The organism is Streptomyces sp. NPDC059957 (genome assembly GCF_042730015.1).
GTDB lineage: Bacteria > Actinomycetota > Actinomycetes > Streptomycetales > Streptomycetaceae > Streptomyces.
The window spans coordinates 16,166-20,083 of the sequence record NZ_JBHWMB010000009.1; the positions used below are offsets into that span (position 1 = coordinate 16,166).

Annotated in this window: 6 protein-coding genes; 1 reads left to right on the forward strand and 5 read right to left on the reverse strand. The window is 73.0% G+C overall.

The genetic code is table 11. The annotated features are described in order from the left end of the window. Positions 1-55: 55 nt before the first annotated feature. The 4 genes from ACFWBW_RS08445 to ACFWBW_RS08460 form a co-directional block, all read right to left on the reverse strand. Positions 56-574: a SixA phosphatase family protein gene (locus ACFWBW_RS08445; protein WP_385369643.1), complete on the reverse strand. Its 519-nt coding sequence runs from the start codon at positions 572-574 to the stop codon at positions 56-58. Between the two features lie 132 nt (positions 575-706). After that, a complete protein-coding gene (locus tag ACFWBW_RS08450; protein ID WP_385369645.1) occupies positions 707-937 on the reverse strand; it encodes a hypothetical protein in 231 nt (76 codons plus the stop codon). A 139-nt stretch (positions 938-1,076) separates the two neighbouring features. Continuing rightward, positions 1,077-1,196: an SGM_5486 family transporter-associated protein gene (locus ACFWBW_RS08455; RefSeq protein ID WP_385369647.1), complete on the reverse strand. Its 120-nt coding sequence runs from the start codon at positions 1,194-1,196 to the stop codon at positions 1,077-1,079. Positions 1,197-1,201: 5 nt separating this feature from the next. Beyond that, positions 1,202-2,503 carry a CynX/NimT family MFS transporter gene (locus ACFWBW_RS08460; RefSeq protein ID WP_385369649.1) on the reverse strand — a complete coding sequence of 434 codons (1,302 nt, stop codon included), beginning with the start codon at positions 2,501-2,503 and terminating at the stop codon, positions 1,202-1,204. 99 nt (positions 2,504-2,602) lie between these two features. On the opposite strand from ACFWBW_RS08460, the gene ACFWBW_RS08465 reads away from it, so the two are divergent. Further along, positions 2,603-3,313: a FadR/GntR family transcriptional regulator gene (locus ACFWBW_RS08465; protein WP_385369651.1), complete on the forward strand. Its 711-nt coding sequence runs from the start codon at positions 2,603-2,605 to the stop codon at positions 3,311-3,313. On the opposite strand, the gene ACFWBW_RS08470 is transcribed toward ACFWBW_RS08465, so the two are convergent. After that, positions 3,294-3,737, reverse strand: a complete 444-nt coding sequence (locus ACFWBW_RS08470; protein WP_385369653.1) for a hypothetical protein — start codon at positions 3,735-3,737, stop codon at positions 3,294-3,296. The two genes, ACFWBW_RS08465 and ACFWBW_RS08470, sit on opposite strands and share 20 nt — an antisense overlap. Positions 3,738-3,918 lie beyond the last annotated feature (181 nt).

The following is a 3,918-nucleotide window of genomic DNA, read 5'->3' on the forward strand; positions in this document are numbered from 1 at the left end:
GCACTGTGACAGTGCCGGGGCCCGCTCCGTCGTCGTAGTCGGCGGGTCGTGCGCGTCAGGCGTGCGGGGTCCAGAAGTCCAGCAGGGTGCCCACGCCGTGCTCCACGGACTTCCAGGAACCGGTGAAGGAGACGACGGCGATCCCGGAGGTCGGGAAGCCGCTGCGGTTCATCCGGGCCAGCACGTCGCCCTGCGCGCTCCCGGCGAGAGCGTCCGCCAGCGCGTGCATGCCGGGGTTGTGGCCGATGACCAGGAGGTTCTTCACGTCGTCGGAGGTCTCGTTGACCAGGGCGATGAGCTCGCCCAGCGAGGCCTCGTAGAGCCGTTCCTCGTACGTGGTCTTCGGCCGGTGCGGCAGCTCCTGCACGGCCAGCTTCCAGGTTTCCCTGGTCCGGGCCGCGCTGGAGCAGAGGGCCAGGTCGAAGGTGATGCCGGTCTGGGCCAGTTTCTGGCCCGCGGCCGGGGCGTCGTGACGGCCGCGCTCCGCCAGGGGGCGGTCGTGGTCCGTGCCGTCCGACCATTCGGCCTTGGCGTGCCGGAGGAGGACGATCCTGCGGGGTGTGTCGGCGCTCATGACTCCCAGCTTCGCATGGATCGAGCCACGGGGCGCAGGGTGTTGAGGGGGGCTTCACCCCCAGGTGTGGGGTGCGTGGGGCGCGCCCCGGCGCACCGGCGGCGCGGGTCGGGTCCGGTGGCCGGCGCCTCGTCAGCCGACGGCGCTCAGCAGCCGTTCGGTGACCTGGACGAGGGCGGAGCCTTCGCCGGAGGCGGCGTGTGCCTGGCCGGATCCGGCGAGGAGTATGAGCAGGAGGCCGAAGGCGAGGGCGGGCAGGGCGAGCGCCCACCAGGGCAGCCGGGCGTCGGCCCCGGCGGTGCGGGGAGCGGACGGGCGGCCGGGGGCCAGGTGCGTGGGGGCCAGGTGCGTGGGGGCCGACATGGCCGCCTCCGTGGGGTGGTCGGACGGGCTCGCTCTTGCTCTTCGAATCTAAGGATTCGAGCAGGCGGTTCCCATCCGGGACGCACCCCAGATGTCCCTGAGCCTGACCCCCTAGGGGTTGGGGGGTTAACCCCACCCCCTACGGCGAGGCGAGGGTCGCGACGACGGAGATGATCACGGTCACGAGCGCCATGGCGCCCAGCACGAGGCCGAGCTTGCGGTGACCGTTCTGGGGGTTCGGTTCAAGTACGGGCGACATGCCGATCAGTCTCGCATGCCGCATTCGTCCTCGATCGTGCGGTCCCGGCCCGCCAGCACGCCGAGCGCGATCTGCGGGACGAGCAGGCCTGCCATCAGGGCGAGGGGAAGGTCCCAGCCGCCGCTGTGCTGGTAGAGGACGCCGATGACGAGCGGTCCGGGGATGGAGATGAGGTACCCGGTGCTCTGGGCGAAGGCGGAGAGCTTGACCACGCCGGCCGGGGACTTGGCGCGCAGTCCGATCATCGTGATGACGAGCGGGAAGGCGCAGTTGGAGATGCCGAGCATGATGACCCAGGCCCATGCCCCGGCGGCGGGGGCGAAGTAGAGCCCGAGGTAGCCGGCGAGCCCGAAGAGGCCGAGGACGACCGCGATGGGGCCCTGGTTCTTCATCCGGCCCGCCAGGCCCGGGATGATGAAGGCGAGCGGGACGCCCATGACCATGGTGACCGCGAGCAGGATGCCCGCGGTGGAAGCGGAGACCCCGGCGTCGCGGAAGATCTGCGGGAGCCAGCCCATGGTGATGTACGCGCCCGTGGCCTGGAGTCCGAAGTAGCAGGCGAGGGCCCACGCCGTGCGGCTGCGCACGACGCTCGGCCCGGCGTCGGCCCGGACGGCCGGTGCCCCGTCGGCCGCGGCCGCCGCCCTCTCCTTGCGGGCCGCCGTGGCGATGGCCAGCCAGGGCAGGACAGCAGTCAGGGCGAGGACGGCCCAGATCAGCAGGCCGGTGCGCCAGCTGCCGCCGAGGGCCTGCGTCAGCGGGACGGTCGCCGCCGCGGCGAGCGAGGTGCCGGCGGCCAGGGCCATGGAGTAGAGCCCGGTCATGGTGCCGACCCGGTCGGGGAACCAGCGCTTGACGATCACCGGCAGGAGCACGTTGGTCAGGGCTATGCCCGCCAGGGTCAGGGCGCTGGCCGCGAGGAACCCGGCGGCGTTGGTGGCGAAGGGCCGGATCAGCAGGCCCGCGGCGACGGCGGCCATGCCTGCGCAGACGACGGCGGCCGGGCCGAAGCGGCGGGAGAGCCGGGGCGCGGTGACGCCGAAGACGGCGAAGCAGAGGGCGGGTACGGAGGTGATGAGTCCGGCGACGGCGCCGCTCATGCCGAGGCCCTCGCGGGTCTCCTCGAACAGGGCGCCGAGGCTGGTGATGGCGGGCCGCAGGTTGAGGGCGGCCAGCACGATGCCGACGAGGAGCACGGGTCCGAGCCACGCCGGCTGCGGGGTGGCGGCGGGGGCGGGAAGGGGGTGCGGGGTGGCCGTGCCCGCGGCCCGGGGCCGGTTCAGGGTCTGGACTTCTTCGTCGGACATTCAACCATCATAGAATCATGGGATGATTGGTTGTCCACCCCGCAACCGTATCGTTCGCGTCACCCGCATCGCGCCCGCCCCGAGAGGAACCCCGACCGCATGCCGCTGACCTCGCCCCGGCGATCCGCGCTCGTCGACCAGGTGATCGCCCAGCTCCGGAACCAGATCACCACCGGCGAATGGCCCGTGGGCTCCCGCATCCCCACCGAGCCGGAGCTCGTGGAGCTGCTGGGAGTCGCCCGCAACACCGTGCGGGAGGCCGTCCGGGCCCTCGCGCACAACGGCCTCCTCGACATCCGCCAGGGCTCGGGGACCTACGTCATCGCCACCAGCGAGCTGGCCGGGGTCATGCACCGCCGCTTCGCCGGCGCCGATCCCCGGCACATCGCGGAGCTGCGCTCGACGCTGGAGTCCTCGGCGGCCCGTCTGGCGGCGGAGCGGCGGACGGCGCGGGACCTCGTACAGCTGGACGCGCTGCTGGCGCGGCGCGAGGAGGCCTGGTCGGGCGGGGACGCGGAGCCGTTCATCGCGGCGGACGTGGCCCTGCACATGGCGGTGGTGGCGGCCTCGCACAACGAGGTGCTCATCGAGCTGTACGCGGACCTCGGCGATCTGGTGGCCGACTGGCTGCGCACCGACGTGGGCACGGAGCTGGATCCCGCCGCGCACCTGGACCACGCGCGGCTGATCGAGGCGATCCGGCGCGGGGACGGGGACGCGGCGGCCTCGGAGGCGGCCGGCTATCCGTTCGTCTGCCTGGCCGAGGAGGGGCGGGGACGGCCCGCGGGGGTCACTGCCGCTGGTGGCTGACCCAGGCGGAGCGGACTTCCTTCCAGCAGCGGCCGGAGAGCTCCACCCGGCCGGCCGGGCCGACGGCCACGGCGGCGCCGTCCCCGTCGACGTCCCACCAGCGGTCGCACTCCACGTGCAGGCGGACGAGGTCGGTCTGCGGGTAGCCGTTGTGGCAGAACGCCACCACCTGCGAGCCGTTGATCTCGGTGTCGCAGTCCGCTCCGAAGAGCTCCCGGGCGGCGGGACGCGCGGGCTGTACGGGCGGTTCGGCGGGGACCTGGGTCAGGTCGACCACGGCCGGGGCCTGGAAGTCCGTGCCGGACGCCGTTCCGGACGCCGGGGCGGGCACCTCGTCCTTCGCGACGGCTCCCGGGAGCAGGAATCCGGTCAGGACCACCGAGGTGACCAGCAGGGATACCGCTCGGCTCCGCCTCGCGCGCACTCCCGTACCTCCTCCCCGCAGGAGCCGGGAAGATCCCGACGGGCCCAGTTTGCAGGCAAATGTCCTGATTTTCGACTCGGGAAGATCCGGCCCGGGGGCGGACATCTGATCGAGTCACCCGCCACGGACCCCACCACGCGCACCGAAACGGCGACGGCCGCGCCTCCCGGAAGGGAAGGTG

Coding starts and splice junctions, on each gene's coding strand:
- ACFWBW_RS08455 (WP_385369647.1), bottom strand. CDS start 1,196: ATGTCGCCCGTACTTGAACCGAACCCCCAGAACGGTCACCGCAAGCTC.
- ACFWBW_RS08465 (WP_385369651.1), top strand. CDS start 2,603: ATGCCGCTGACCTCGCCCCGGCGATCCGCGCTCGTCGACCAGGTGATC.
- ACFWBW_RS08445 (WP_385369643.1), bottom strand. CDS start 574: ATGAGCGCCGACACACCCCGCAGGATCGTCCTCCTCCGGCACGCCAAG.
- ACFWBW_RS08450 (WP_385369645.1), bottom strand. CDS start 937: ATGTCGGCCCCCACGCACCTGGCCCCCACGCACCTGGCCCCCGGCCGC.
- ACFWBW_RS08460 (WP_385369649.1), bottom strand. CDS start 2,503: ATGTCCGACGAAGAAGTCCAGACCCTGAACCGGCCCCGGGCCGCGGGC.